We start from the raw sequence: 26,735 nt of genomic DNA, 5'->3' as shown, positions 1-26,735 counted from the left end.
CTGCCACCGCCCGTGTGCTGCTGGGCGTCGTGGCGTTTGCATATGGCGACGACCGAGGAGGGGCCTTTCGCCGCGGCGACCCGCCATACGGTGATCCCGCGCCGGTTCAGATAGGCGCGACACTCGATCGTCCTGCGGGAGCCGGCCGCGTTCGTCGCCGCGTTCGTCGCCGTGCTCCTCCGACCGGCGCCGACGGTGGAGCGTCCCGTGCTGCCCTGCCGGGACGGCCACATGCCCGCAGTTCGTCCTGCTGGGCTGTGCACTACGCCCTGCTGGTGCTGGCAACGTCCGTGCTGCCGACGAGCGGGAGCCGACACTCGTCCCGAGACCGAGGAGGCGGACCGATGCGACCTGTTCGCCGTGCGGATCCGGGTGCGCGCTCGGCGTGGGCTCTCGTCCTCACGCTGCTCCTGACGGCCACGGCCGCCCTGGCCGGGTGCGCCGGCCGCGACGACACGGCGCCCGCCCCGCGGATCGCGGAGGGGTTGTCGGAGGAGTTCGCCGGGGTCGTTCAGGCCGTCCTGCCCTCGGTCGTGGAGATCAGCCAGCCGGGATCGGTGGGGTCCGGCGTTGTCTTCGACCGCGACGGGCACATCGTGACCAACGCGCATGTCGTCGGTACGGGGAAGGCGTTCGAGGTCAGGTTCGCGAACAGCAGCGCCGTGCGGACGGCGACGCTCGTGTACTCCTGGCCGCCCGAGGACATCGCGGTGATCAAGGTGCACGACACCGGCGGCCTGGTGCCCGCGCAGTTCGGCGCGGCTCGTGACCTGCAGGTGGGCGACATCGTCATGGCGATGGGCAGCCCGCTCGGGTTGGAGAGCAGCGTGACGCAGGGTGTCGTCTCGGCGCTGGGCCGGACCGTCTCGGAGCCGCCGGAGCCGCAGATCGGCTTCCCCGGGACCGTGCTCCGTCAGACGATCCAGACGAGTGCTCCGATCAACCCCGGCAACAGCGGTGGCGCGCTCGTCAGCCTCGACCGCAAGGTCGTCGGCATCCCTTCGGTCGCCGCCGTGAACCAGGGCATCGGCGGGGTGGCAGCCGGGATCGGGTTCGCGATCCCCGGCGACATCGCGAGCGACCTCGCCCAGCAGATCATCGACCACGGGCGCGTGATCAACTCGGGACGCGCGGCCCTCGGGATCACCGGGCTGACCGTCACGAACGACCAGGGGCAGCCGATCGGGGTCGGCGTCGCCGCCCTTGACCCGAATGGGCCCGCCGCGAAGTCCGGCGTGCGTGTCGGCGACCTCATCACCCGTTTCGAGGGCGAGGAGATCCGGACCGCGCAGGACCTGCAGACGCAGATCGCCTCACGTCGTCCGGGCGACGCCGTTCGACTTACGGGGACGCGGCCGCCGGCGGCAGAACCGTTCACGATCACTGTCACGCTCGGCGAGCTTCCGGTCTCTTGAGGAGGACGGCGATGCTCGAGGTCGAGACGGTCGACCGCATCCTGGGGATGGACGGCGACGGGTTGCCGGTGCTGTCGGTGTATGTCGGCATCGACCCCGACGACCGCCGCGCCTTCCCGAGCCGCGTGGACGGGGTGCTCCACGAGGCCCGCCTGCTCACCAAGGACCCCGACCTGGACCGGGAGGCCCGGCTGTCCCTGCGCGGGGACGTGGAACGCATCACGGAGGCCGTGACGGAGGAGCACCTCCGCCCGCAGGCCGTCGCGTTCTTCTCGTGCTCCGGGCGGGGGTTGTTCGAGGTCGTCGAGCTGCCGCGCCCGGTTCGCGACCGCCTCGTGGTCGACGCGACGCCGTGGGTCCGTCCGCTGGTGGCGGTGCTCGACGAGTACCACCGCTGTCGTGTCGTGGTGGTCGACCGCGCGCATGCCCGCTTCTGGGACCTCTACCAGGACGAGATGGTCGAGCGCGGCAAGCTGCGGGACCGGGCGCTGCGCAAGCCCGACTACGCGTACGGGATGCGCGAGGTCGCCACGAGGAACAAGGCCGAGTTGCTGGCGAAGCGGCACTACCGCGCCGTCGCGCAGCGGCTGGCCGAGGATCTCCGCCGGCGCGTGTTCGACATCGTTGCCGTCGGCGGCCACGAGCACGAGATCCCGGAGGTCCTGGACCATCTGCCGCGAGAGGTACGTGACCGCGTCGCCGGGACGTTCCAGGTGCACCCCCGCGAGGAGGACCTCGGGACGATCCGGGACCGCGCGCAGGAGGTCGTCGACCGCTACGAGCGGACGGAGGAGGAGCGGCTGGTGACGGAGGCCCTGGAGAAGCATGCTGCTGGTGGGCTCGCCGCCGTGGGTCTCGACGACTGCTTGTGGGCCGGCGCCACTGCCGCGGTCGATCTGCTCCTGATCCACGACGAGGTCATGCGGCCAGGCGTGGTCTGTGCCGACGACGGCTGGATGGCGACCTCGGGCGACCGGTGCCCGATCTGCGACAACCCGCTGCGCAGGACTCCGGATGTCGTCGACGAGCTCGTACAGGCAGTCATCGACGAGGGCGGGAGCGTCGAGCATGTGGTGGCGGAGACGCGGCTGCGCGATCATCTGAGCGCCGCCACGCTCCGCTTCCCATTACCGCCCCTGCCGGCCGGCTAACGCATCAGGGGGTGGCCGGAGTGACGTCAGCGCGACACCGGAGCACCGGCGAACTGTTCGACGATCGCCCGGCAGAACGCTGGAAGGTCGGCAGGCGAGCGGCTGGTGGTGAACTGGCCGTCGATCACCACCTCCTCGTCGACGACCTCGGCCCCCGCATTGCGCAGGTCGGTCCGCACGCTCGGCCACGAGGTGAACCGGCGCCCCCGAACGACATCGGCCTCCACCAGCGTCCAGGGGCCGTGGCAGATCGCTGCCACCGGCTTGCCGGTGGCGACGAACGCCTTGACGAACTCCACGGCGCCGTGGTTCATGCGCAGCTGGTCCGGGTTCACGGTCCCGCCCGGGAGCAGCAGGGCGTCGTAGTCGTCGACGCTCGCGTCGGAGACCTGCCGGTCCACCGGGAACGTCCCGGCGGACACCATGTCGAACTGGCGGGCCTGGATCTCGCCCGGGTGTATCGAGAGCAGGTCGCTCCGCGCGCCTGCGCCGTAGAGGGCTCCCCGTGGCTGTTCGAGCTCCACGCGCTCGACCCCGTCGGTCGCCAGGATGGCGATCGTCTTGCCTTGCAGTTCCGAGCCCATGAGTCGCTCCCCATTTCGTCTGTGGCCGTTGTGGTCGCCGCGGCGCTCGCTGCGCCGGCACCGCGACCTTCCCGGAGCCGGGCCACGCCGCTCGTCGGCCTGACGGGACCAGAAACCCGCCCGCAATCCACCCGGCGGAGCCAGCCGGGGTGAGCCGGGTTCTCGGCGGAGAGGCCCCACAGGTGACCTCCGGGACGGACCTGCCGGGCCGAGAACGGAGGGCGAGACTGCAGCCTGCGGACCGATGCACGACGTGCCCTGGTGATGCGACCGTCGCTGCATAGAACCTGTGGGGAGGATCAGCCGATGGCTCTGGACGACCACGAGGTCCTCGACGTGTCCGACTATCCCTGGCTGGTGCGCCTGCAGGACGCCTTCCAGTGGCTGGTCACGGCGCTCCACCTCGACGACGACGCGGGGGGCGCGCAAGGCAGGCGCATCGTCACCTGCCGGCGCTGCGGGCAGCGCAACCGGGTGGCCGCCGTCGCCACGGGTGTCCCGAGATGCGGGAAGTGCCACCAGGCCCTGCCGTGGATCGCCGGTGCCGGCGACGACGAGTTCGCCGACGTGGCGGAGCAGGTGTCGGTGCCGGTGCTCGTGGACCTGTGGGCGAGCTGGTGCGGGCTGAGCTGCATGGTGCGACCGGTCGTTCAACGGCTGGGCGCCGAACGGGCCGGGGAGATCAAGGTGGTGGAGGTGGAGGTCGCGGCCGCGCCCCGGATGTCACGGCGCTTCCACGTGTGCGGCATTCCGACGCTGATGGTGCTGCGCAGAGGCGAGGTGGTGGCCCGACGCTACGGTGAGATACAGGCGCCGGCCCTGCGCAGCTGGCTGGACCACGCACTGCGTGATCAGGCCGAATCGACGTCTGATGGCGGCATCGCGCTCCGCACCCCTTCGGCTTCCGACCTGGCAGGTGCCCGGACTACGAAAGGGCCGGGCTCTGGCTACGCCTCGGGGTAGAAGTCGGCGAGGTGCAGGTCGAGTTCCATCAGGTCCGGGTGCCCGAAAAAGGCGAGGTTCGCGCTGTCGGCGGGGCAGCCGGGCTGGTGGTGGACGGCGCCGAGGCGCCGGGTGGCAGGGCAGTGTTTGCACGGCACCGGCACCAGCGGGTAACGAGCGGTCACGCGTTCTCCTCGACGATCCGCGCGGACCGGGCGGGCGGGAGCGGGGAGCACTAGGGCACCGGTCCGCAGAGGAATCTCAGGCTATGCGGCGCGACAGCGGTGGCACCACCTCCTGTGCCAGGGGTTACGGCCGGGCGACGGACTCAGTCGGTGCTGGTCGCCCGGCGGCGGGCCTGCAGCAGGTGGCCGGCGAACCACACGAGGGTGCGTCCGGAGGCGTGCGTTTTCCCGATGCCCGGTGCGCGGCTGTCGACGGCGACGGTCACGCAGGTTCCACGACGAGACCCGCCCGTCTGGAGCGGGCGATCGGAGGAAGAGCCGGCATGCGAGCGGAGCACCCCGGCACGCGGGTTGGTGGCGCTGGCCAGCGGTTCGGTCGTGGCTCAGGGGGTGCGCCTACCCTGCGGTCGGGTTACCGGTCTTTCTGGTCCTTCCAGCCGCCGGGTTCGGGGTGGTAGCCGTAGGCAGCGGCCCGAACCGTCTCCTCGTCCTCCAGCCCGGAGCCGATCGCTCCCCCGACGGTGGCCAGCGAGCTGATGATCCAGGCGAGTGTCAGGTAGTCGGTGACATCGACCGGCCGCCGCAGGGTCTGTTCCAGCACGGATGTGTCGATCAGCAGCGCTGCGGCGAGCAGCGTCCCGGCGAACAGCACCACATAGGACACCGCCGTGGCCAGGGCGAGGGTGAGGATCGTGCCCACGTTGAACATCCGGGCCAGCTCGGCTGGTGTCTCCCGGTCCGGCTTCTCCCACAGATCGTGCGCGACGATCAGCCAGGCCACCAGCGCGGTCAACCCGAGCAGCATGATCACGGCGAGGCGGAGTCCGCCGAGCGCATTGCCCACCTGCCATATGGTCGAGGTGGTGAGCGAGAACGCTGCCGTGCCGAGCACGCCGACCAGCAGCTTGGACAGGCCCAGCAAGGCGCGTCCCGGGCGGTTTGCGCGGACCATTCCGATCAGCAGCCGCACCCGGCCGATCAGCCGCGAGGCGACGTAGCGCACTTCCCCGGCATCGCCCTCGCCGACCGTCCTGCCGATGGCGGGGACCCGGCTGGTCAACTCGGTCGGTTCCCAACCGGCCGGGGGCACCCGCTCGTCGGAAGAGTCGGTGAGCAGCCGGCCGACAAGATCAGGAACGATCGCGCGGACGGCTCGTAGCTGGCGCAGCCCCAGCGCGGGCAGAGACACGATCGCGACTCGGCGCTGGGCGGAGGTCTGCGCGACCAGCGGCACCCCATCGGCGTGCAGCGGCAGGTCGGTCAGGCAGACCGCGACGTCCCACTTCTCGTCGGCGCGCCGACGGGCAAGATCGTCCAGCAGCACCTCGGCGCCGCCGTCGCGGCGCGGCGCCACGTCACCCCAGCCTTGCTGGACGGTCCAACGCACGTCGGCGTTCACCCGCTCGGCGAGCCGGTCGGCCAGTTCGGCGGTGAGCCGCCGGGCGACCTGGGCCGGGTGGTCCGGCGGGGTCGCCACCAGCCCGACGACGATCTCCAGGCGGTGCTCTTCACTGTGGGTCATGAGCTCATCACCGGTAGCCGGGCACGATCGCCGCGCCGGCGTTCCTCGGTCCAGGCGTACATGCCTCGGTCTACCCGGGATGCTCCTCCGATCAATCGAAAGGTCTGCTTGGTGCCGTCCGGACGCCGTTACGCGGATCGGCGGGTGTCGTCGCCCCCGCAGTCGTCGATCCGCGGCTTAGGCGGATTCCCGATGGGTACCCCCCTCGAGCGCTCCGGGTCGCAGTGCACCGGGACGTTCGACAGGGTGCGCTCGGTACGGAGGCTGCCCGTTACTCAAGCCGGGAGGCGGTCAGGGCAAGGCAGGACGAGGTGCAGCGGCGGGGCCGAGGGCTCGGTTGGACGAGTCCTGGTCCGGGTGTGGCACAGCTGGCGGGTGTGGGACACCGTGCGCCGGATCAGCGGCGTGGACGACTCCCGGAGGTTCCGGTCGGTGGTGCCGATCGTCGGGCCGCAGGAGTCGGTACAAGCGGCCGGGCTCTTGTCGAGCCGACGGAAGGGCGCCCTGGGCGTGGACCCGGCCGTGGGCGACCCGACGGACCTGACCTCGCGCCGGATGGCCATCGCCCACCGTGTCGGGCGCAGCCGCCGGCGGCTCGTCGGTACTGCGCCGTCGTCGGGATCACGGTGCTGGACCTGCTGACCGCCTGGCAGGCCACCCGAGCCAAGGAGATCGGCTCCGTGCCAGTGGGGCGGGGCTCACGCACAGGAGGATCCATGGAATTGACGGCCACGACTACCATCCGCAAACCCGCGCCGGAGGTCTTCGCGTTCTGGCGCAATCTGGAGAACCTCCCGACGTTCATGGCGCATCTCGAGGAGGTCCGCGCAACCGGTGACCGGACGAGCCACTGGGTCGCCGGCGCCCCGTTCGGCAAAGACGTCGAGTGGGACGCGGAGGTCATTGACGAGGCGCCCACCGAGAAGATCGCGTGGCGGTCGACCGGGAGCACCGACGTGCCGAACGCCGGTACGGTCCGGTTCGGGCCTGCCCCGGACGGTGTGAGCACCGAGGTGCACGTCGTCCTGATGTACGAAATTCCGGGCGGCGCGGTCGGCAAGGCGGTCGCCAAGTACTTCGGCGAGGAACCACACCAGCAGCTCGACGACGACCTTCGCCGGCTCAAGCAGATGCTGGAGACCGGCGAGGTGGTCCGGTCCGACGGCGCCCCGTGGGGCAAGCGGGCGCGCAAGGAGTTCCCGCAGCGTCCTGCGCAACCGCTGTCGGACTCCGAGCTCGCGAAGGGAGCGGACGCGTGAGGGCGAACACCTGGGCGGGCCGCAACAAGGTCAAGGTCCGTGACGTGCCGGACCCGAAGATCCTGAACATGCGCGATGCCATCGTACGGATCACCTCCACCGCGATCTGCGGCTCGGACCTCCACCTGGTCGACGGGTACGTGCCCACGATGCAGGACGGCGACGTCATGGGTCACGAATTCATGGGCGAGGTGATCGAGGTCGGCCCGGGCGTCGATCCGGATCGTCTGCGCATCGGGGACCGGGTCGTCGTGCCGTTCCCGATCGCCTGCGGCGCGTGCGGCGCCTGCGCCGCCGAGCTGTACTCCTGCTGCGAGAACTCCAACCCCAACGCCGGGATCGCGGAGAAGATGTTCGGACACCCGGTCGCCGGGCTCTTCGGCTATTCACATCTGACCGGCGGCTTCGCTGGCGGTCAGGCACAGTACGCGCGGGTGCCGTTCGCCGACGTCGGTCCGTTGAAGATCGAGTCCGAGCTGACCGACGAGCAGGTCCTATTCCTCTCCGACATCCTGCCCACCGGCTACATGGGTGCCGAGATGTGCGACATCCAGCCCAGCGACGTGGTGACGGTCTGGGGCGCCGGCCCGGTCGGCCAGTTCGCCATGGACAGCGCCCGGGTCCTCGGCGCCGCGAAAGTCATCGCCATCGACAAGGAGCCCTACCGGCTGCAGATGGCGGAACGGGCGGGTCACACGCCGGTGAATTTCGACGAGGTCGACGTGCGATCCGTCTTGCTGGAACTGACCGGCGGGCGCGGGCCGGACAAGTGCATCGACGCGGTCGGCCTGGAAGCCACCCACGGCAGCGCGCACATCGCCGCGTATGACCGGGTCAAGCAGGCCCTACGGTCGGAGACCGAACGCCCGCACGCGCTGCGCCAGGCGATCCTGTCGTGCCGCAGCGGCGGCGTGGTCTCGGTGATCGGCGTGTACGGCGGTCTGCTGGACAAGTTCCCCGCCGGCGCGTGGATGAACCGGTCGCTGACCCTGCGGACCGGGCAGTGCCACGTGCAGCGCTACATGAAGCCGCTGCTGCAGCGCATCGAGCGCGAAGAGATCGATCCGACCCGGATCATCACCCACACCTTGGCGCTGGACGAGGCGGAACGCGGCTTCGAGATCTTCAAGAACAAGCAGGACAACTGCGAGAAGATCGTCCTCAAACCCTGACGGCTACCCGCGTCCGGCCACCGCGGCAAGCATGGGTGGCCGGATGCGGCATCTATTTGGTAGCGCCGCCTGCGGCGTCCCCCCGTCGGCCGGCGTCGGCGCGTCGAGTGGTGCCGCGACCCCGGGGTGGGCCGTAGCTGTCGCGTGACAGCCGCTGCACGCGACCTTCATCCACCGCGTATCGCAACGCCCGGCGGAAGCGGCCGAGACCCCAGAAACGCCCGCCGGCATAACCGGCCAACCCAGCGGCTCGTCGTGCCCGCGGTGCCGATCTGGCCAGGTGAGTAGAACGCGAAACCGGGGCCGGGCCGGACCGCCCGCAACCCGTGCCGCTCATCCGCGGCCCGCTCGGCGGCGCGCCGCAGGATCCGCATGTTCCGCTCGCGCGCCGTCCGACGCTCCTCCTCGGTCGTGCGGGCGGGCTCACGGGCCGCCTGGATGGCGCCCCGCTGGGGGTCGGGGTCGGCCTCCTCAGCGGTGAGCGGGGTGGCGATGTTCTCCAGCGACCTGCCCTCGGCGCGTGGAGCAGTGGCTCGATTCTTTGATCGCTTATGACGCGATGTGTGACTGAGCTGACGGCGACCTTGTCGGAGTTCCCCCAGCACACGTGTTCGAGCAGGTCGTTCAACGAGACCGGGGTGTCGGCAGGCAGCCCGAGAAGGCCTGCCGTCCGGTGATCTGCCGTGAACCCCGAGGCCAAGGCACCATTCACCGACGGCGATCTGCTCGCTCTGTTGCCGGTCCGGGGTGGTCGGCCTGGCAACCCCGAACATCCGCTCACTCCCCGGGTCGCCGATGCAGTCGAACATCAGCCAGCCGTACCTACCGTCGGCACGAGGCGCGGGGACCGGCACACCCGTGAACTCTCCGCTGTTCATCAGGGCTTCGGCGATGGTGACCAGGCTGTCCTGGTGCTCGGGGTGGCAAAACTCCCACCAGTCCACGCAACGCATGGTCGCCTGGGACCAGCCGATCCAATCCGCGCTCGCGCTGTTCAGCCAAATGAAATGGCCGTCGAAGCCGACAACGGCCATCAGGTCGATCCCATCGTGCCAGCGTTCCACGAAGCGCATTCATCGGTTATTCACCGATGGGGACAGCACGGGTGCAGGCCCCCAGTCGAGGTCCCCCGCGTCTGACCCTCCGACATCGAGGTCCATTGCCCAGCTCCTCGGGTTCACTTCTGCACGCTGTGTCACAGCGTGTGTCCAGTGCGGTTCCTCAACCGAAGGTTCGCGCCGGTGCCGTCCGTGGTGACGGTCCTTCAGATGGCGCGCTGTGCACACCTCATGAGGTGCAGTTCAGTCCGCCCCTCGGAGGATCTGCCATGCCCTCGTGGCGACATGCAGGTTCAGCCGAGTCTCCACGTCGCTGAGCTCGCGGCCGGTGAGCTCACGGATCCGCCTGAGCCGATACCGCAATGTGCTCCGGTGGATCGTGAGTGCGCGAGCCGTCATGTCGTAGTTCCCGCCGCATTCGTAGTACTGCCACAGCGTGGTGACAAGGTCGGAGCGGTTGGCCGCGTCGTAGTCGACCAACGCGCCGAGCCATTCGCGGACGAACTCGCGGAGCTCGCGGTCGTGTTCGCCGTCGCCGGTGGCCAGGAGACGGTAGATGCCGAGGTTGTCGAAGACGGTGATGCCGTTGGGCTCCATCGACTGCTGCCGGATGCGAAGGGCTCGGGTAGCCTCGGAGTAAGATTGAGGGAGCCTGGACGGCACGTCGGCCGCCCCGCCCACACCGATTGCACCGTCCTCGTTCTGAAGCCTTGTCCTCATCGAGCGGTACATTTCCTGCCAGCGCCGCATGCCGTCCCATCCCGGGCTCGGGGTGAGTACGACCACCGCGCCGGCCCGCTGGCTCAGCAGCACGCCATTTTCCAGCATCGTGGCCGCCACGCGCTCGACCGTGCGAGCCACCACCTCACTGCTCGTGGCGCCCGGCCACTGGATGATCAATACGCGATGTGGTGGGGACAGGTCGTGCCCCAGCGCGCTGGAGCGGAACCGGGCGCTCTCGTCGTCGGTGCCGGTGAGCAGATCATGGACGAGGTCGCCACGAAGACGCAGCTCGGTTTCGGCCATAGCGCGGCGATGAGCCAGTTCCGTAGCAAGGACGACCGACGCGTGTTCGAGGGCGAACAGATCGTGTTCCTCGGCCCGGTGATCCGGGTCGATCAGCACGAGTACGCCGAGCACCTCGTTGCGGGGCTGGGCCAGCGCGATGAGCCGGTCGCGCTGGCGGATCGGACGTCCACTACGCCGGGCGGCCGTGAGCAGCTCGGACCGACGGCGTGGCGACGTTCGCGGATAGGGCGTCGGCCGGCCCGGACCGCACCACTCCATCAGGTTGCCGAAATTGTCCTCGATCGCGACCGGCAGTCCGGTCAGGTCATGCAGCGTGCTGCAGATTCCCGCCTCGCCCGCGCCGGAGGCAGCCACGGCAGTGATCCGCTCGTAGGCGCGACGTCGTCGCTCGAGGCCGGAGACAGCGGTGGTCAGCTGCTCGTTCAGCACCCTGAGCCGGTCGTTGAGGCATCGCAGTTCGGCCGTGGTCCTCCGTTCGTTCCGGCTGAGCCGGGCGCTGTTCAGAGCGGCACCGGCCTGCTGGGCGAGCGTCCCGAGAAGGTACTGCTCCTCGGCGGCCGGCTCGGCGTCCGCGGTGACGACGAGGTAGCCGGCATGGACGCCGACGGCCCGCAACGCGAAGGCCCAGGCCCAAGGGGCGCCTGCGACCTGAACCGGGCCGTCCGACCCCGACAGGGAGCGGAGCCGCGACTGGAGCTCGGTGCTGCCGTCGCCGACACGCGTCAGATCGTCGCGGCGCAGATAGGCGCCCTCGGTACGGACCGCGGCCAAGGCAGCGACGGAATCGGCCGCGAACTGGATGATCTCCGTCTCGTCAGTACGGTCGAACATCACCATCGACAGCGCGAAAATTCTCGAGAGCTTGGACAATTGCTCCCGGGTCGAGTCGATCAGCTCTTGACCGTCCATCTAGCACCTCGATACAGCGACGGCACTCCGAAGGGCACGCACGAGACGCTACTCGTCGGAGGTTGCAGCCGAGGTCGGAAAATCCAATCCGCGAGGAGTGCCTCCCCATGGACTCAGGGAGAAGGGGGAATCGCGCCACCGAGGGTGACCGCGCAATGATCAGGATGGCTCATTCGAGCTGACCTACACCCGTCCGGAGCCCGACCTGGCTGCGGCGGGGCCAGCACCTCCGTGTAGAGCTGCATGCACCGATGCGCCCGTGCTCCACGAGTTCGGGTAGGCAGCCGCGCCGGTCACCGACAACGGGGTACCCAGCGCGAGAGCCTCGACGATACCTGTCCCCCGTTCGTCCCAGCTGATGGGCGCGTTGCCGCCGAGGAATCGGTAGCGCTCCACCAGCACCGCCTCGGCATCGGCCTCGGGCGCCACCATGGCGGCGCTGATCCCGGCCGGGGCGCCACCGACGACGAGTACGTCGGTGCTGGTGGCGAGCTGGGCGGTGCGGGGCGGCAGGGTGATCTCGGCGGGGTGATCAGGCTCCGGCAGCGGTGGCATCAGGGCCACCCGCTCTCCCCGACCTCCGCGACCATCGGTTGCGGGTCGAGCTCGTCCAGCAGCTGCCCGAGCCGCTCCCGTGTCTTCTCTGTCGCGCGGTCAGCGCCGCCACCTGCTCCTGCAGAACGCCCATGCGGACGGGGCGTTCGTCCCACAGCCGGTCGATGTCCGCCAGCAGGGGCCTGGCGTGATTGCGAGCCACTCCCCCAGCACGGGAGCTCCCGTGGCGCAGGCGAAGTCGAAGACCTTGCCGGCATAGGGCACCCGGCAGGAACGGCACTCCCTTCATTCCGGCGAAGATCAGGAAGTGCAACCGCATCCCGACCACGAGGTCCAGGTGGTCCATCGGGGCGGCACCTCCCCCGGCTGGAACAGGTCGTGCAGGATGCGCCCGCGGCCGGCTCGGTCATGCAGGACAACTCCGAGTGCGAGTGCTGGAGATCGTTGCGCTCCATGGGGAGGAACACCACGTGCGCGTCGAGCCGGGGCACCAGGAAAGTCCGACACCACGGCGAGCAGGTCGTAGCAGCCGTCCTCGTCGAGGAACTCCGCGGGCCGACCGAATCCCGACCAGCCGGACGTCGTCCGGGATCCCGTCGCGGAGCAGCCTGGGTGCTGCTCTCCCTCGCCGCAGGGGTCGTCGCGGGCGTTCTAGCAGCCCTCGTGGCAGCTGAGCTGGCGCCGTCGACCGGCTGGTCGGTGGCCGCCGCGACCGCCCTGGTCAGGGTGTGGAGGATCAGCTGGCCAATGGGCACAGAGGGCACCAAGGCAGTGTTTGAAAGCTGTCGTCGTGGGCTCGGCGGTTGCCGTGTCTTGCCGATGGTGGTCCGCTCTCCTGCGTTCCGGTGCTGCGCTCCGCTTCGCGCCGGACCTACGTACGAGCTTCCGCCTCCGCTGCCGGTCACCTGCCGCTGTTCGAGCTCTACGTCCCTGCGGTCCTCGGGCGGTCGGTCGAGCCCACGACGTGACCTTCCAAACACCCCTAGTACTGCTGGTACTGCTAGTTCGGCGAGGGTGCGGAGGATCTGGTGTTGGCGAAACTCCCTGACACGCTCTACCCGACACGCACGTGGTCGATGAACGCGGTCAGCGCGTCGACAGTTGCGTCGGGCTGCTCGTCGGGAATGAAGTGCCCGGCATCCGGGATGACGACGCCGGTCACGTTCTCTGCCCAGGGGCTGATGGAGGCGGCCATGTCGGGGATCGAGCCGTGGGAGCTGGAGATTCCCAGGACCGGGATGGTCAAGTGCCCGCGTCCGGGAGCGAGAGCGTCCTGGTTTTTGCGCGCTGATTCCGCGGCGTCGCGGAAGTAGGCGAGAGACGCTCGCAGCCCTCCCTCGGCTGCGATGGCGGCGGCGTAGTGGTCGATATCGGCGCTGTCGAACGTGTTCGGGGCCAGTGTCTTGACCCTCAAGAACCAGTCCACGTAGTCACGCTCGCGGCCGGTGATCAACGTCTCGGGCAGTTCGGGCACCAGGTGAAATGCCAAGTGCCAGGTCTTCCAGGCCCGTTCGGGATCCGTTGGGATGGCGTCCGGGAGGGTGATTCCCGGAATGCCGGCGTCGAGCAGGGCGACGCCGTGCAGGCGGTCTTGGTACTTCAGGGCGAGCGAGAAGGCGACGCAGGCCCCGATGTCGTGGGCGACGAGCCAGTACTTCGGCACGTTGAGCGCGATCAGCGCGGCCTGGACGCGCGAAGCGACGGTGTGAGTGTCGTAGCCCCCTTGGGGACGATCGGAGTGGCCCTGTCCCGGCAGGTCGATCGCGATCACGTGGAAGCGCTCGGCAAGGCGCGGCATAGCCTTGTGCCAAGCCCACCAGGTCTGCGGGAATCCGGCGAGCAGCACGACGGTGGGGCCGCTCGACCGACCCCCTTCCACGGCGTGAAGCCGGATTCCCTCCGCGTCGACCCAGCGGTGGGTGAAGCCCGCGAGGTCGCGCAGCGGCAGCCCTGGGACGTGGTTCTGGTCGGGAGAGCGGTTCGGGGCGATGGTGGTGTCGACCATGCCTCGAGTCTAAACGCATCTTGGACTGTCCAGTTCAAGATAGGATGGGCAAGGCCACGATGGACTGGCTCAAGAACGGGGTGCATGCGGGATGGCCGGGAAGAAGCAGTTCGACCTGGACATCGTGCTCGACGCGGCGATGGTCCAGTTCTGGCGGGCCGGGTACGCCGACACCTCGCTCGACGACCTCTCCAGGGCGACCGGATTGAACCGAAGTTCCATCTACTCCTCGTTCGGCGACAAAGACTCGCTCTACCTGCGCTGCCTGGACCGCTACGCCGTCCGGTATGGAAACAGGTACGAACAGGCGCTTTCCTCCGGAGCACCCGGGGAACCGCTGCGGGCGATCCAGGCGTTTTTCGAGGTCACCCTCCAGCGCATCGCCGACCCCGACGTGCCGGACGGATGTTTGGTCGCTCAGACCGCGATGGCGACACCAGTACTGAGCCCCGCTATCGCCACGCGTGCGATCGAAGCTGTGGGGCTTCAGCGTGCGCGGCTGCGGACCGCCTTGAACACCGCGGAGTTGGCCGAGGGCGACGCCGAGAACTACGCCACTCACATCACGGCGGTCAACCAGTCGCTGGCCGTGATGAGCAGGGCCCGAGCGAGCCAGAAGCAGCTCCGCACGATCGTCGACATCAGCATGAGCGCGCTCTCGCAGGCTTTGCACAGCCGGGGCAAGGGCCTGTCTCTTGGACCGTTCTCAGCGGCACGCCCGGGTTAACGATCAAATGAACTGAAACGTGCACCCTAGGCCGTTGTTGAAAAGCGGGCTCAGAGCCAGTCGTTGATGGCTGCGACGTGGACGGTCGCCTCGTAGCGGACGGCGAGTTTGTCGTACCGGGTCGCCACGGCCCGATGCCACTTGAGGCGGTCGATCCCGCACTCCACGGCGTGGCGCAGCTTGTATAGCTCCAGGTCGAAGGCGTACTCGCGCCCTGCTCTCTTACTACTTCGGCACGGGCATCCTGGCCGTGGCCATCAACCTCGTGACCAACCTGGCGCAGCCGTCCTGACCCCTCCGCGGCCGCGGGGTCGTCGTGACCCGTCGATGTGCCCGGTACGCCCTGGCTGATGCACCGGACTGCGTCGAACCCGCCCTCTCAGGCCGGTGCCCACCGCGGGCCTCGTGGTGCACGGTCCGGTGACGAAAGTCGTCCACGTCCTCGGCGGGATCGACGCCTTCACGGGGGCGGATCTGGAACGGGCACTTCGTCGAGAGCTGGTGGACCGCCCGGTACGACTGATCGTGGACCTCCCTGGTCGACCTGCTGGGTTCGACCGGACTGGTGATTCTCCGTCGCATGCAGGACGACTGCCTTCTGCAGGGCGTCGAGTTGGCGCTGACGTGCGACGGGCGCAAGGACGTACTCGAACAACTCAAGATATTTGGGCTCGAGCGGTTGTTCCTCGCCTAGATCTGAGCTCAGAAGCGTCGTCAGCATCATCGACCTGGCCTCCTCGGCCGGGATGTCGGCGTAGTCGACCTGGGCGGGCGAAGACGGTGGAGACCCGAGCGGCGACATCGGCGTAGTCGAGCGCCTCCGGCCCCGTGATCACCTGGATGTCCGGCGGGTCGCCGTCTGTGAGTGCCCGCGCGGCCACTGCCGCGACGTCGCTGACCGCCGAGAACCCGACGCGGCCCAGCCGGCACGAGGATCAGACCCGCTCCCGGATCGTGTCCGTCGCCGAGAGCAGGTTCTCCATGTACAGGTTCGGCGTCAGGTAGGTGATGGGGAGGCCGGTCCGCTCGAGATGCATGGCGATCTGACGGTGGCTGCGCTTGAAGCGCACAGTGCAGTCGGGCTTCTGGAACCCGTCAGCGGCGAGCTTGACGACACGTGGCCGGTGCCCGGCGGTGACGAGGGCGTCCACGAACCCCATCTCCAGTTCGGCCTGCTCCTCGTGCGAGGGGCTCATGAGGAAGACGCGGTCGAACTCGCGCAGCACTTCCGCAGGGGGTGGATCGTCGAGCGTGGCCACCACATGGTCGACCGAGGGCGGCAGGTCCAGAGCCTTCGCCTCGGCGCGGACCATGGCCGTCACGGCGACGCGCGCATCGTTCAACTCCTCGACCAGGCGCAGGCCCACCTGGCCCGTCGCTCCCGTCACCAGAATCATCATCTCTCCGATACTCGGCGATATTCGGTCCGGACGAACAATGCCGAGCCGCCAGTTTATATGCGACTGGACCCGAGGAGTAGAAGGGCAGCTGAACCGGTCGACCCGGCGGACCCGGGGTGTGACCGGAAAAGCGTCTGGTCCCTCGGCATGAATTTCCGCGGCGGCGATGTGTGTCACCGGTTGCGGGGCGCCCGCCCAAGGTCGCCCTGCACACGGTCGCAGGCAATCGACAAGGGGTGAGCGGTGCCCCGGGACGGCGCAGGTCGCGGGGGGTCGATGGACCTGGTGGGCCGAGTACCCCAACCGAGGTTGCATCCGGCGGACCGATGCCGCGCGCCAGGAGCGGTGCGACGGTTGGCGAAGCTCGGTTGCCCGACCCGGCAGGAGGAACTCTGTGACTCTGATGCGATTCGATCCGTTCCGCGAATTGGAACGGCTGGCCGATCAGGCCTTTTCCGTCGGTGCCCGTGCAACGCGCAGCATGCCCATGGCCGCGCTGCGTCGGGGCGCCGAATTCCTTGTTTTTCTCGATGTGCCCGGTGTCGATCCTGAAGACATCGACGTGACGGTCGAGCGCAATGTGGTCAGCGTGCGGGCCCGCCGCGCGCCCGCGCACCAGGAGGGCGACGAGGTCATCATCGACGAGCGGCCACATGGCGAGTTCACCCGCCAGCTGTTCCTCGGGGACAACCTCGATTCAGACCGGATGTCCGGGGACACCCGTGACGGCGTGCTGACCCTGAGGATCCCCGTGAGCGAGGCGACCGAGACGCGCCGGGTGCAGGTCGGTACCGCCGACACGTCCGAGGGTGCGCCCCAGCACGGCGCCGCGTCCAGCGCAACTACCGGGTCGGAGACCGCTTCGGCGGCCGACCGGACCACCGTCTGATCGGGAGGTTGTCATGATCGAGGAGCCACGCGACACCGGAAGGCAGGCAGCCGGCCCCCAGGGCCGGGTAGCCAGCAGCGCATGGTCCCCCGAGGGCCCGGCCGACCCGGGGTTGCGGCCCCGGCGGCCGATCGGGTCATTCGCCAGGTACGAGGACGCCGAACGGGCCGTCGACCGTCTCTCCGACTTGGGTTTCCCGGTCGAACGGGTGGCGATCATCGGTCAGGACCTGCAGACCGTCGAGCAGGTCACCGGCAGGATGGACTACCCGCGGGCCGCGTGGCGCGGCGCGCTGAGCGGCGCTGTTCCCGGCGCACTGATCGGGTGGCTGTTCGGGATCTTCAGCTGGGTCAACCCGCTGATCGCGGGCCTGCTGCTGGCCCTGTACGGCCTGATCATCGGGGCCGTCATCGGCGCGATCGTCGGCGTCGTCATCTATGCCCTGCAGGGCGGCCGCCGCGACTTCGCCTCCGTGATGATGATGCGCCCGCAACGCTTCGAGGTGGTCGTCGACGACGAGGTGGCCGACGAAGCGGTCCGACTGCTCGCGACGGGGGTCTGACATGCCCCGCGCTGTCGGTATCGATCTCGGAACGACCAACTCGGTGATCGCGGCCTGGGAGGGGGGCGAGGCCGACGTCATTCCCAACGCCGAAGGCTCGCGTACGACGCCGTCGGTGGTGGCGTTCACCGACAACGGGGAGCGGCTGGTGGGTCAGCTGGCCCGCCGGCAGGCGATCCTCAACGCCAAGGGAACGATCTACTCCGTCAAGCGCTTCATCGGCCGCCGATACGAGGAGGTCGAGGAGGAGGCCGAGCAGGTCACCTACGACGTGGTGCCGGACGAGCACGGCAACGCGCGGATCAAGGTTCGCGACAAGCTGTACGCCCCGGAGGAGATCTCGGCGCTGATCCTGCGCAAGCTCGCCGACGATGCCGGGCGCCACCTCGGCGAGCGCGTGACCGAGGCCGTGATCACCGTGCCGGCGTACTTCAACGATGCCCAGCGGACCGCCACTCGCGACGCCGGGAAGATCGCGGGACTCGAGGTCCTCCGGATCATCAACGAGCCGACCGCGGCGGCGCTGGCCTACGGGCTGGACAAGCGCCAGCACGAGACGGTGCTGGTGTTCGACCTCGGGGGCGGCACGTTCGACGTCAGCATCCTCGATGTCGGCGACGGTGTGGTGGAGGTACGGGCCACCGCAGGTGACACGCACCTCGGCGGCGACGACTTCGACCGGCGCGTCGTGGACCACCTGGCCGAGCAGTTCCAGAAGGACAACGGCATCGACCTGCGGAAGGACCCGCAGGCGTTGCAACGGCTCTACGAGGCCGCGGAGAGGGCGAAGATCGAGCTGAGCTCGGTCTCGCAGACCCAGGTCAACCTGCCTTTCGTCACGGCCGACGCCAACGGTCCCAAGCACCTCACGATGACGCTGATGCGCTCGACGTTCGACGAGCTCACCCGCGATCTCGTGGAACGCACGATGGACCCGGTCAAGCAGGCGATGACGGACGCCAAGGTCGGGGCCGACGACATCGACGAGGTGATCCTCGTCGGCGGCTCGACCCGCATCCCGGCGGTGCAGGCCCTGGTTCGCCGCCTCACCGGTGGCAAGGAACCGAACATGACCGTGAACCCCGACGAGGTCGTCGCGGTCGGTGCGGGGATCCAGGCCGGTGTGCTGAAGGGCGACGTGTCCGACGTCCTGCTGCTCGACGTCACCCCGCTGTCGTTGGGCGTGGAGACTCAGGGCGGCGTGATGACCCGGGTCGTGGACCGCAACACGACGATCCCGGTCCGGCGCAGCGAGACGTTCTCCACCGCGGCGGACAACCAGCCCGCCGTCGACGTGGTGGTGTTGCAGGGCGAGCGTGAGCGCGCGTCCGACAACCGGGTGCTTGGCAGGTTCCGGCTCGAGGACATCCGGCCGGCCCCGCGGGGTGAACCACAGGTCGAGGTCGTCTACGACATCGATGCGAACGGGATCCTCAACGTCACCGCTCGGGACAAGGACACCGGTGCGGAACAGGGCATCACGATCTCGGAGAGCACCAACCTGGACTCCGCCGATGTGGATCGGATGGTGCAGGAGGCCGAACGCAACCGGAGCTCGGACCAGCAGCTGCGCCAGGAGGTCGACGCGCGCAACGAGCTGGACAGCGTCGCCTACCAGGTGCAGCGCCGTCTCGACGAGCTCGGCGACGCCGCGCCGTCGCACGAACGGGCCCGCGCGGAGATGCTCGTGGCGGAGGCCCGGCGGGCGGTGGAGGAACAGGCGCCGCTGGACCGGGTGCGCGAGCTGACCGCCGAGCTCCAGCAGGTGTTCGCCGGGCTGAGCGCTGTGTCGGCCGGTGCGGGCGGCCCCGGGGGCGCACAGGGTGGCAGCGAGAGCGCCGGGACCGAGACCGACGACGACGTGATCGACGCCGAGTTCGACCGTAGCTGAGGCGCACTTATGACCGAACACGCACCGGACAGGATGCCCGGCCGGACGGCAGCACGCGCCACCACCGGTCAGGACGACACGGCGACGCCGGAGGAACGGACCGGAACGGATGGGGCCACGGGATCAGCCGCCCCGGCACGGTCCCCGGACGATCGGCCCGAGGGCCGACCCGGGCCGGACGCGGCCGAGCTGGAGGATCGCTGGCTTCGGGCCGTCGCGGACCTGGACAACCTGCGCAAGCGGTATGCCCGCGAACTCGGGAGGGAACGGGAAGCCGAGCGAGAGCTCGTCGCCTCGGCGTTCCTGCCGGTGCTCGACACCATCGACCGGGCCCTCGAGTACGCCGACGCCGACCCCGAGTCGATCGTCGACGGCATCCGGACCCTGCGCGAGCAGGCCCTGGCCGTGCTGGCCGGGCTCGGGTACCGCCGCGAGGACGAGACCGGGGTGCCGTTCGACCCGAGCCGCCACGAGGTGGTGGGTGTGGTTGAGCCCAACGGCGGTGGGGCTGCCGCGGGCTCGGTGGCCGAGGTCGTCAGGCCCGGCTACGGCGGCCCGGGCCGCCAGCTACGGCCGGCATCGGTGACCGTGGCGCAGAGTTCGGAGGGCTAGCAGATGGCCCGCGACTACTACGAGACGCTCGGGGTGTCGCGCGACGCGGGCCCCGAGGAGCTGCAACAGGCGTTCCGGCGGCTGGCCCGGCAGAACCACCCCGATGTCAACCGAGACCCTGGCGCCGAGGAGCGGTTCAAGGAGGTCAACGAGGCCTATCAGGTGCTGTCCGACCCGGAGATGCGCAAGCGCTACGACCGCTTCGGCGACGACTTCCGACAGGTCCCGGAGGACTGGGAGGAGCGCGTCGGTGCCGGCGCGGGCCGATCGCCCTTCGGCGGGGGCGGCGGTCGCAGCTACACCTGGTCGACGGGTGGCGGCGACGGTCCCGATTTCGGCGGACGGGACTTCGGCGGCGGCTTCGGGGGCGTCGACATCGAGGACCTGCTCGGTGGGATGTTCGGCAGCGGCCGGGGCCGCGCAGGCCCGGTGGGGGGCGCCGACCAGGAGGCGGAGCTTCAGCTCACCGTGGAGGAGGCGTACCGCGGCGGCCGCAGGCAGATCACGCTCAACGGGCCGGACGGCCCGCGCACGTACACGGTGACGGTCCCGCCCGGTGTCACCGACGGCAAGCGGATCAGGCTGTCCGGCGAGGGCGGCCGCGGGATGGGGGGCGGCCAGGCAGGCGATCTCTATCTCATCGTTCGCCTGCTGCCGCACCCCCGGTTCCGGGTCGAGGGCAAGGACATCGTGGTCGACCTGCCGCTGTCGCCGTGGGAGGGCGCCCTCGGGGCGGACATCCCGGTCACGACACCCGACGGGGAGGCCAAGGTGACCATCCCGCCGGGTACCTCCAGCGGCCGACGGCTGCGCCTGCGCGGGGAGGGCATGCCCGACCCCCGCGGCAAGCCGGGTGACCTCTACACCGAGGTCAAGATCATGGTGCCGTCCCGGCTCACCGACCGGGAGCGGGAGCTGTTCTCCGAGCTGGCCGCGGCGTCCACGTTCGATCCACGCCGCCCCGGTTCCGAGCGGAGGAGGGGAAGCCGATGACCGTGCCCTATCTGCCTGTCCGTCGCCGGCGGTCGCGGGGAGCAGGAAGCGACCGGCTGCGCCATGAGGAGTTCGCCCGGCTCTGCGGTCTCCATCCGGACCTCGTCCGGCGGTTCGTCGCGCTCGGCCTGGTCCCGGCCGCGCGTGATGCCGACGGATGCCTGTGGTTCACCAGGTCACAGGCGGCCACCGTCGCCCGGATGCAGAGGCTGCGGGCCGCACTGCCGCTCAACTACGCGGCGCTCGGACTCGTCGTCGACCTGCTCGACCGCATCACCGAGCTGGAGACCGAACTGCGCATCCGGGGGCACACCGAACCCGTGCGCCCGCCCGGAACCGAGCCCACCGACAGCGACCAGACGCGGAGCACGCAATGGACCTGAACCGCCTGACCCAGATGTCCCAGCAGGCGCTCTCGGCCGCGCAGGATCTCGCGACGCGGGCCGGCCACACCGAGGTCGACGGCGAGCACCTGCTGCTCGCGCTGCTCGACCAGACCGAGGGGCTGGTACCCCGGTTGCTCGCCGCCATGGGTGTGGACGAGGGGGGCCTGCGCACCGACCTGGAGGCCGAGCTCTCCCGCAAGCCGCGGACCACCGGCCCGGCCACCCAGCCGGGGCAGGTCACGGTCACCCAGCGGCTGGCCAGGGTGCTCGACGCCGCCGAGCGTGAGGCCCGCCGGATGAAGGACGAGTACGTCTCGGTCGAGCACCTGCTCGTCGCGCTCGCCGAGGAGGGTTCCGCGACCGGGGCCGGGCGGATGCTCGCCAAGCACGGCGTGACCCGCGACGCGTTCCTCTCCGCCCTGACCAGGGTGCGGGGCAACCAGCGCGTCACCTCGGCGACGCCCGAGGGCACGTACGAGGCGCTGGTCAAGTACGGCATCGACCTGGTCGAGTCGGCGCGTTCGGGCCGTCTGGACCCGGTGATCGGCCGCGACGCCGAGATCCGCCGCGTGGTGCAGATCCTGTCGCGGAAGACGAAGAACAACCCCGTGCTCATCGGCGACCCCGGCGTCGGCAAGACCGCGATCGTCGAGGGCCTTGCCCAGCGCATCGTGAACGGTGACGTGCCCGAGGGCCTGCGCGACCGGACGGTCTTCGCCCTGGACATGGGCCTGCTCGTGGCCGGTGCGAAGTACCGCGGTGAGTTCGAGGAGCGGCTGCAGGCCGTGCTGGCCGAGGTCAAGGGGGCCGACGGTCGAATCCTGCTGTTCATCGACGAACTGCACAACGTGGTCGGTGCCGGCGCCGCGGAAGGAGCGATGGACGCCGGCAACATGCTCAAGCCGATGCTCGCCCGCGGCGAGCTGCACATGATCGGCGCGACGACGGTGCAGGAGTACCGCAAGCGCATCGAGTCCGACGCCGCCCTGGAGCGCCGCTTCCAGCCCGTCCACGTCGACGAGCCGAGCGTCGAGGACACGGTGTCGATCCTGCGCGGGCTGCGCGAGCGGCTCGAGGTCTTCCACGGCGTCCGGATCCTGGACGGGGCCCTGATCGCTGCGGCGACGCTGAGCCATCGCTATCTCACCGACCGGTTCCTGCCCGACAAGGCGATCGACCTCGTGGACGAGGCCTGTGCCCGGCTGCGCACCGAGATCGACTCCATGCCTGCCGAGCTGGACGAGATCACACGCAAGGTGATGCGGCTGGAGATCGAGGAGGCCGCGCTCTCGAAGGAGGACGACCCGGCATCGATCGCCCGGCTCGACCAGCTCCGCAAGGAGCTGGCCGATCTGCGCAGCCAGGCCGACGCCATGCGCGCCCAGTGGGACGCGGAGCGGCAGGCGATCAGGCGGGTGCAGGAGCTGCGGGCGGAGCTCGAGCAGGTGCGCCGTGACATCGAGGAGGCGGAGCGGTCCTACGACCTCAACCGGGCGGCCGAGCTGCGCTACGGCAGCCTCGCCGAGCTGGAGCGCAAGCTGGAGGCGGAGGGGCAGCGGCTCGCCGAGAAGCAGGGCGAGCACCGGCTGCTGCGCGAGGTGGTCACGGCCGAGGAGATCGCCGAGATCGTCTCGGTGTGGACCGGGATCCCGGTGTCCCGCCTGACCGAAGGGGAGCGGGAGAAGCTGCTGCGTCTCGATGAGGTGCTGCACCAGCGCGTCGTCGGCCAGGACGAGGCGGTGCAGGCCGTCGCCGACGCGATCATCCGGGCCCGTTCCGGGGTCAAGGACCCCCGCCGGCCGACCGGTTCGTTCATCTTCCTGGGCCCGACCGGCGTCGGGAAGACGGAGCTGGCCAAGGCGCTTGCCGAGGCGCTGTTCGACTCCGAGGACAACATGGTCCGGATCGACATGAGCGAGTACCAGGAACGGCACACGGTGTCGCGGCTGGTCGGTGCCCCGCCAGGCTATGTCGGCTACGAGGAGGGCGGGCAGCTCACCGAGGCCGTGCGACGGCGTCCGTATGCCGTGGTGCTCTTCGACGAGATCGAGAAGGCGCACGCGGACGTGTTCAACACGTTGCTGCAGGTGCTCGACGACGGGCGGCTCACCGACGCGCAGGGCCGCACGGTCAACTTCCGCAACACGGTGATCATCATGACCTCGAACATCGGGTCGCAGTACCTGCTGGACGGCGTCACCCCGGACGGCCAGCTCAAGCCCGAGGCCCGTGATCTCGTGCTGGCCGAGCTGCGGGGTCACTTCCGGCCCGAGTTCCTCAACAGGGTCGACGACACTGTGCTGTTCACCCCGCTCACCCTGGGCGAGATCGAGAACATCGTCGAGCTGATGCTCGCCGAGCTGCGCGCCCGGCTCGCGGACCGCGACATCACGCTCGAGGTCGGTGAGGAGGCCCGCCACTTCATCGCGCGGGAGGGCTACGACCCGGTCTACGGTGCCCGGCCGCTGCGCCGGTTCATCGCCCGCGAGCTGGAGACCCGGATCGCCCGGGCCCTCCTGCGCGACGGAGCGATCGACGGCTCGACGCTGCGGGTCGTCGTCGAGAGCGACCAGATCGTCGTCATCCATCAGATGGCGGGAGCGCAGTCGTGAGCGCCCCGGTCACCCCGCGGACGAGTGTGATCGCCTGCCCGCACTGCGGGCGGCGCAACCGGGTGCCCGCCGTGGGCGAGAGCGTGCCGAAGTGCGGGAACTGCCACAACCTCCTGCCGTGGGTCGCCGACGCGGGCGACGACGACTTCGCCGAGGTCGCGGAGCGGTCCCCGGTCCCGGTGGTGGTGGACCTCTGGGCGACGTGGTGCGGGCCCTGCCGGATGGTGAGCCCCGCGCTGGAGCAGCTGGCCACCGAACGGGCCGGCGACATCAAGCTGGTGAAGGTCGAAATCGACGCCGCGCCTCGGCTGGCGCAGCGCTTCGAGGTGCGCGCGGTGCCGACATTGCTGGTGATGCACGACGGGGAGGTGGTCGCCCGCCAGGCCGGCGCCGCACCGGTGCAGGCGTTACGCAGCTGGCTCGACCAGGCGTTGCGGCCGAAGGAGGACGGCAGATCATGAGCGTGCGCGGGAGACTCTGGCAGCTGCCGCTGCGGCTGCCGACCGGCGCCTACATGCTCGACGCGGGCGTGTCCAAGTGGGACGCCGACGAGGCGACGGCAAAGTACCTCCACGACTTCACCGCGGGCACCTATCCGGTCGTCAAGTCGATCGAGCCGGCACAGTTCGTCAAAGCGGTGTCGGCCGGCGAAATCGCGCTCGGCACCATCCTCTTGGCGCCGTTCGTCCCCGGCAGGCTGGCCGGCGCCGGGCTGACCGCATACGCCGCAGCGCTGCTCGGGCTCTACGTGAAGACCCCGGGGATGCGCAGGCCGAGCACCCCGTTCCCGAGCAAGGACGGCATCGCGCTGGCGAAGGACTCCTGGCTCCTCGGGATCGGGCTGGCGCTGCTGTTCGGACGGGCGTCGGATGGAGGCTCGCTGTGACCGCTGCCTGGGGCCGTGTCGGACCCGACCCGCATCTGGCCTTCGTCCGCGACGACGTCGTGCCGCGCACTCCGGAGGGCTGCGAGGACTGTCTGCGGATCGGGTCGCCGTGGGTACACCTGCGGCTGTGCCTGACCTGCGGGCACGTGGGGTGCTGCGACTCCTCGCCGAACCGGCACGCCCGCGCGCATGCCGGGCTCGTGGGCCACCCGATCGTCCGGTCGTTCGAGCCGGGCGAGAACTGGCGGTGGTGCTACGTCGACGAGGCGTTGGCATGACGGCCCCTACCACCCCGGGCGGCAGCCACGGAGTCGAGGAGCTGCTCGCGAACGTGCCGCACGGCGAGACCCCCGACCTCTCCGGGGGGTACCCCCGGCTCGAGGAGTCGCGGATCCGGTCCCTGGAGACGCTGGGCGAACGCCGGCCCACGTCGCGCGGCGAGGTGCTCATCGCCGAGGGCGAGCCGGAGACCATCTTCTACGTTGTTCTCTCCGGCCGTGTCGCGGTGGTCGAGGCGTTCGGATGCCCCGATCAGCGGGTGGCCCGCGTGCACGGATCAGGGCGTTTCCTCGGCGAGCTCGGTGTGCTGACCGGGCAGGTCGCGTTCTTCACCAGTGTCGTCGTCGACGCGGGGCAGGTGCTCGCGATCCCGGCCGACCGCCTCCGCGCGTATGCGGCGGCCGACCCCGCCTTCGGCGACCAGGTGCTGCGTGCCTACCTGATACGGCGGTCGCTGGCCCTCGGTGAGGGGATCGGGTTCCGGATCGTCGGGTCCCGGTACTCGGCCGGCACGCGGAAGCTGCGCGAGTTCGCCGCCCGCAACCGCCTCCCGCACCGGTTCGTCGACCTCGAGACCGATCCGTCGGCCGAGCGGCTGCTCCGAGAACTGGGAGTGGGCCCCGAGGACACGCCGGTCGTGCTGTACCAGAACCGGCTGCTGCGCAACCCGTCCATCGCCGAGCTGGCTGCGATGTTCTCGCTGCGGGAGCTCGACGCGAAGGAGGAGGTCTGCGACCTGGTGATCGTCGGCGCCGGACCCGCGGGGCTCGCGGCCGCGGTCTACGGGGCGTCGGAGGGCCTCGACACCGGGGTGCTCGAGGCCATCGCCGCGGGCGGGCAGGCCGCCCGGACGTCGCGGATCGAGAACTACCTCGGCTTCCCCGCCGGCATCTCCGGGGGCGAGCTCGCGGAGCGCGCGGCGCTGCAGGCCGAGAAGTTCGGTGCCAGGCGGACCGTGCCGGCGGAGGTCGTGGGCCTGGAGCAGCGCGACGGCGAGTACGCGCTGCGGCTCGCCGACGGCGGTGAGGTGCTGGGGCGCTCCGTCATCGTCGCGACCGGGGTGCGGGTCCGGAGGCTTCCGGTGCCTCGGATGGAGGAGTTCGAGGACACCTGCGTCTACTACGCGGCCACGCCGATCGAGGCCCAGCAGTGCGTCGGTGACCCGGTGGTGGTCATCGGTGGCGGCAACTCGGCGGGACAGGCGGCCGTGTTCCTCGCCGACCACGCCGCTGAGGTCCACCTCGTGGTCCGGGAGCCCCGGCTGGACGAGCAGATGTCCCGCTACCTCGCCGACCGGATCATCCGCGATCCTCGTATCCAGGTGCACCTGCACACCGAGGTCCGGGAGCTTCAGGGCGAGAACAGCAGGCTGGAGGCCGTGGTCGTCGAGGACACCGCGACCGGGGAGCGGCAGCGCCTGCCCGCTCGCGACCTCATGGTGTTCATCGGTGGTGACCCGTGCACGTCGTGGCTCCCGGAGTCGGTGGCCCTCGACTCGGGTGGCTACATCCTGACCGGATCGGCCGCGGGCCGTGCGCGGGCCGCGGAGGAGACCGACGGACGCGGCCCGTTGTTCCTCGAGACCACCCTGCCGGGCGTGTTCGCGGCGGGGGACGTCCGGAGCGGATCCATCAAGCGGGTGGCCTCGTCGGTGGGCGAGGGCGCCATGGCGGTGCGCCTGGTGCACGAGCACCTGGCGACGACACGGTGAC

General features: G+C 70.0%; 28 protein-coding genes. 18 read left to right on the top strand and 10 right to left on the bottom strand.

Annotated features, from left to right (window positions below; genetic code table 11):
- The first annotated feature begins 344 nt into the window (after positions 1-344).
- Positions 345-1,415, top strand: coding sequence for a S1C family serine protease (locus ABD743_RS14425; RefSeq protein ID WP_344722550.1), 1,071 nt, complete (start codon positions 345-347; stop codon positions 1,413-1,415).
- Between the two features lie 11 nt (positions 1,416-1,426).
- Positions 1,427-2,566, top strand: a complete 1,140-nt coding sequence (locus ABD743_RS14420; RefSeq protein WP_344722549.1) for a baeRF10 domain-containing protein — start codon at positions 1,427-1,429, stop codon at positions 2,564-2,566.
- A 26-nt stretch (positions 2,567-2,592) separates the two neighbouring features.
- Here ABD743_RS14420 and ABD743_RS14415 read toward each other — a convergent pair whose 3' ends face one another.
- Positions 2,593-3,150, bottom strand: a complete 558-nt coding sequence (locus ABD743_RS14415) for a type 1 glutamine amidotransferase domain-containing protein (RefSeq protein WP_344722548.1) — start codon at positions 3,148-3,150, stop codon at positions 2,593-2,595.
- 306 nt (positions 3,151-3,456) lie between these two features.
- Between ABD743_RS14415 and ABD743_RS14410 the strand changes: the two genes are divergently transcribed.
- Positions 3,457-4,113, top strand: a complete 657-nt coding sequence (locus tag ABD743_RS14410) for a thioredoxin family protein (RefSeq protein WP_344722547.1) — start codon at positions 3,457-3,459, stop codon at positions 4,111-4,113.
- Here ABD743_RS14410 and ABD743_RS14405 read toward each other — a convergent pair.
- The 3 genes from ABD743_RS14405 to ABD743_RS14395 all read right to left on the bottom strand — a co-directional run bounded on the left by ABD743_RS14405 (position 4,098) and on the right by ABD743_RS14395 (position 5,799).
- Complete coding sequence (locus ABD743_RS14405) at positions 4,098-4,277, bottom strand: hypothetical protein (RefSeq protein WP_344722546.1); 180 nt, start codon at positions 4,275-4,277, stop codon at positions 4,098-4,100. The genes ABD743_RS14410 and ABD743_RS14405 overlap by 16 nt on opposite strands.
- 143 nt (positions 4,278-4,420) lie before the next feature.
- The gene (locus ABD743_RS14400) at positions 4,421-4,543 is read right to left on the bottom strand and encodes a hypothetical protein (protein WP_344722545.1); all 123 of its coding nucleotides are present in this window, start codon (positions 4,541-4,543) and stop codon (positions 4,421-4,423) included.
- A gap of 146 nt (positions 4,544-4,689) precedes the next feature.
- Positions 4,690-5,799 (bottom strand): 5,10-methylene-tetrahydrofolate dehydrogenase, encoded by a 1,110-nt coding sequence (locus tag ABD743_RS14395; protein ID WP_344722544.1) that lies wholly within the window; start codon positions 5,797-5,799, stop codon positions 4,690-4,692.
- Positions 5,800-6,156: 357 nt separating this feature from the next.
- Between ABD743_RS14395 and ABD743_RS14390 the strand changes: the two genes are divergently transcribed.
- The 3 genes from ABD743_RS14390 (at position 6,157) to ABD743_RS14380 (ending at position 8,230) form a co-directional block, all read left to right on the top strand.
- Positions 6,157-6,441, top strand: a complete 285-nt coding sequence (locus tag ABD743_RS14390) for a hypothetical protein (protein WP_344722543.1) — start codon at positions 6,157-6,159, stop codon at positions 6,439-6,441.
- Positions 6,442-6,521: 80 nt separating this feature from the next.
- The gene (locus ABD743_RS14385; protein ID WP_344722542.1) at positions 6,522-7,058 is read left to right on the top strand and encodes an SRPBCC family protein; all 537 of its coding nucleotides are present in this window, start codon (positions 6,522-6,524) and stop codon (positions 7,056-7,058) included.
- Positions 7,055-8,230, top strand: coding sequence for a zinc-dependent alcohol dehydrogenase (locus tag ABD743_RS14380; RefSeq protein ID WP_344722541.1), 1,176 nt, complete (start codon positions 7,055-7,057; stop codon positions 8,228-8,230). The genes ABD743_RS14385 and ABD743_RS14380 overlap by 4 nt, the downstream gene beginning before the upstream one ends.
- Before the next feature lie 167 nt (positions 8,231-8,397).
- Here ABD743_RS14380 and ABD743_RS14375 read toward each other — a convergent pair whose 3' ends face one another.
- From ABD743_RS14375 to ABD743_RS14355, 5 genes are all read right to left on the bottom strand, one after another.
- On the bottom strand, positions 8,398-9,303 hold the full coding sequence (locus tag ABD743_RS14375) for a PAS domain-containing protein (RefSeq protein ID WP_344722540.1): 906 nt from the start codon (positions 9,301-9,303) through the stop codon (positions 8,398-8,400).
- Positions 9,304-9,531: 228 nt separating this feature from the next.
- Positions 9,532-11,226: a PucR family transcriptional regulator gene (locus tag ABD743_RS14370; RefSeq protein ID WP_344722539.1), complete on the bottom strand. Its 1,695-nt coding sequence runs from the start codon at positions 11,224-11,226 to the stop codon at positions 9,532-9,534.
- Between the two features lie 183 nt (positions 11,227-11,409).
- Positions 11,410-11,781 carry an FAD-dependent oxidoreductase gene (locus ABD743_RS14365; protein ID WP_344722796.1) on the bottom strand — a complete coding sequence of 124 codons (372 nt, stop codon included), beginning with the start codon at positions 11,779-11,781 and terminating at the stop codon, positions 11,410-11,412.
- Positions 11,759-12,127, bottom strand: coding sequence for a hypothetical protein (locus tag ABD743_RS14360; protein ID WP_344722538.1), 369 nt, complete (start codon positions 12,125-12,127; stop codon positions 11,759-11,761). Before ABD743_RS14360 ends, ABD743_RS14365 begins: the two co-directional genes overlap by 23 nt.
- A 708-nt stretch (positions 12,128-12,835) precedes the next feature.
- Positions 12,836-13,786 (bottom strand): alpha/beta fold hydrolase, encoded by a 951-nt coding sequence (locus tag ABD743_RS14355; protein ID WP_344722537.1) that lies wholly within the window; start codon positions 13,784-13,786, stop codon positions 12,836-12,838.
- Positions 13,787-13,877: 91 nt separating this feature from the next.
- Between ABD743_RS14355 and ABD743_RS14350 the strand changes: the two genes are divergently transcribed.
- A complete protein-coding gene (locus tag ABD743_RS14350) occupies positions 13,878-14,513 on the top strand; it encodes a TetR/AcrR family transcriptional regulator (RefSeq protein ID WP_344722536.1) in 636 nt (211 codons plus the stop codon).
- 935 nt (positions 14,514-15,448) lie between these two features.
- Here ABD743_RS14350 and ABD743_RS14345 read toward each other — a convergent pair.
- Positions 15,449-15,901 carry an NAD(P)H-binding protein gene (locus ABD743_RS14345; RefSeq protein WP_344722535.1) on the bottom strand — a complete coding sequence of 151 codons (453 nt, stop codon included), beginning with the start codon at positions 15,899-15,901 and terminating at the stop codon, positions 15,449-15,451.
- Between the two features lie 415 nt (positions 15,902-16,316).
- Between ABD743_RS14345 and ABD743_RS14340 the strand changes: the two genes are divergently transcribed.
- From ABD743_RS14340 to ABD743_RS14290, 11 genes are read left to right on the top strand one after another with little or no spacing between them, the layout of a single operon-like run.
- Positions 16,317-16,802: an Hsp20/alpha crystallin family protein gene (locus ABD743_RS14340; protein WP_344722534.1), complete on the top strand. Its 486-nt coding sequence runs from the start codon at positions 16,317-16,319 to the stop codon at positions 16,800-16,802.
- A 13-nt stretch (positions 16,803-16,815) separates the two neighbouring features.
- The gene (locus ABD743_RS14335) at positions 16,816-17,364 is read left to right on the top strand and encodes a general stress protein (RefSeq protein ID WP_344722533.1); all 549 of its coding nucleotides are present in this window, start codon (positions 16,816-16,818) and stop codon (positions 17,362-17,364) included.
- A 1-nt stretch (position 17,365) separates the two neighbouring features.
- Complete coding sequence (dnaK, locus tag ABD743_RS14330) at positions 17,366-19,255, top strand: molecular chaperone DnaK (protein WP_344722532.1); 1,890 nt, start codon at positions 17,366-17,368, stop codon at positions 19,253-19,255.
- Between the two features lie 9 nt (positions 19,256-19,264).
- Entirely contained in the window at positions 19,265-19,867 is a 603-nt protein-coding gene (locus ABD743_RS14325; protein WP_344722531.1) for a nucleotide exchange factor GrpE, read from the top strand.
- A gap of 3 nt (positions 19,868-19,870) precedes the next feature.
- Complete coding sequence (locus tag ABD743_RS14320) at positions 19,871-20,860, top strand: DnaJ C-terminal domain-containing protein (RefSeq protein ID WP_344722530.1); 990 nt, start codon at positions 19,871-19,873, stop codon at positions 20,858-20,860.
- Positions 20,857-21,243, top strand: coding sequence for a chaperone modulator CbpM (locus ABD743_RS14315; RefSeq protein ID WP_344722529.1), 387 nt, complete (start codon positions 20,857-20,859; stop codon positions 21,241-21,243). The genes ABD743_RS14320 and ABD743_RS14315 overlap by 4 nt, the downstream gene beginning before the upstream one ends.
- On the top strand, positions 21,234-23,858 hold the full coding sequence (clpB, locus tag ABD743_RS14310; RefSeq protein WP_344722528.1) for an ATP-dependent chaperone ClpB: 2,625 nt from the start codon (positions 21,234-21,236) through the stop codon (positions 23,856-23,858). The genes ABD743_RS14315 and clpB overlap by 10 nt, the downstream gene beginning before the upstream one ends.
- The gene (gene trxA, locus ABD743_RS14305) at positions 23,855-24,319 is read left to right on the top strand and encodes a thioredoxin (RefSeq protein ID WP_344722527.1); all 465 of its coding nucleotides are present in this window, start codon (positions 23,855-23,857) and stop codon (positions 24,317-24,319) included. The genes clpB and trxA overlap by 4 nt, the downstream gene beginning before the upstream one ends.
- On the top strand, positions 24,316-24,744 hold the full coding sequence (locus tag ABD743_RS14300; RefSeq protein ID WP_344722526.1) for a hypothetical protein: 429 nt from the start codon (positions 24,316-24,318) through the stop codon (positions 24,742-24,744). The genes trxA and ABD743_RS14300 overlap by 4 nt, the downstream gene beginning before the upstream one ends.
- Complete coding sequence (locus tag ABD743_RS14295) at positions 24,741-25,022, top strand: UBP-type zinc finger domain-containing protein (protein ID WP_344722525.1); 282 nt, start codon at positions 24,741-24,743, stop codon at positions 25,020-25,022. The genes ABD743_RS14300 and ABD743_RS14295 overlap by 4 nt, the downstream gene beginning before the upstream one ends.
- Positions 25,019-26,734, top strand: coding sequence for an FAD-dependent oxidoreductase (locus ABD743_RS14290; protein ID WP_344722524.1), 1,716 nt, complete (start codon positions 25,019-25,021; stop codon positions 26,732-26,734). Before ABD743_RS14295 ends, ABD743_RS14290 begins: the two co-directional genes overlap by 4 nt.
- The last annotated feature ends 1 nt before the right edge of the window (position 26,735 follow it).

This window comes from Pseudonocardia yunnanensis (assembly GCF_039534065.1).
Lineage (GTDB): Bacteria > Actinomycetota > Actinomycetes > Mycobacteriales > Pseudonocardiaceae > Pseudonocardia > Pseudonocardia yunnanensis.
This window is presented reverse-complemented; position numbering and strand designations above follow the sequence as displayed.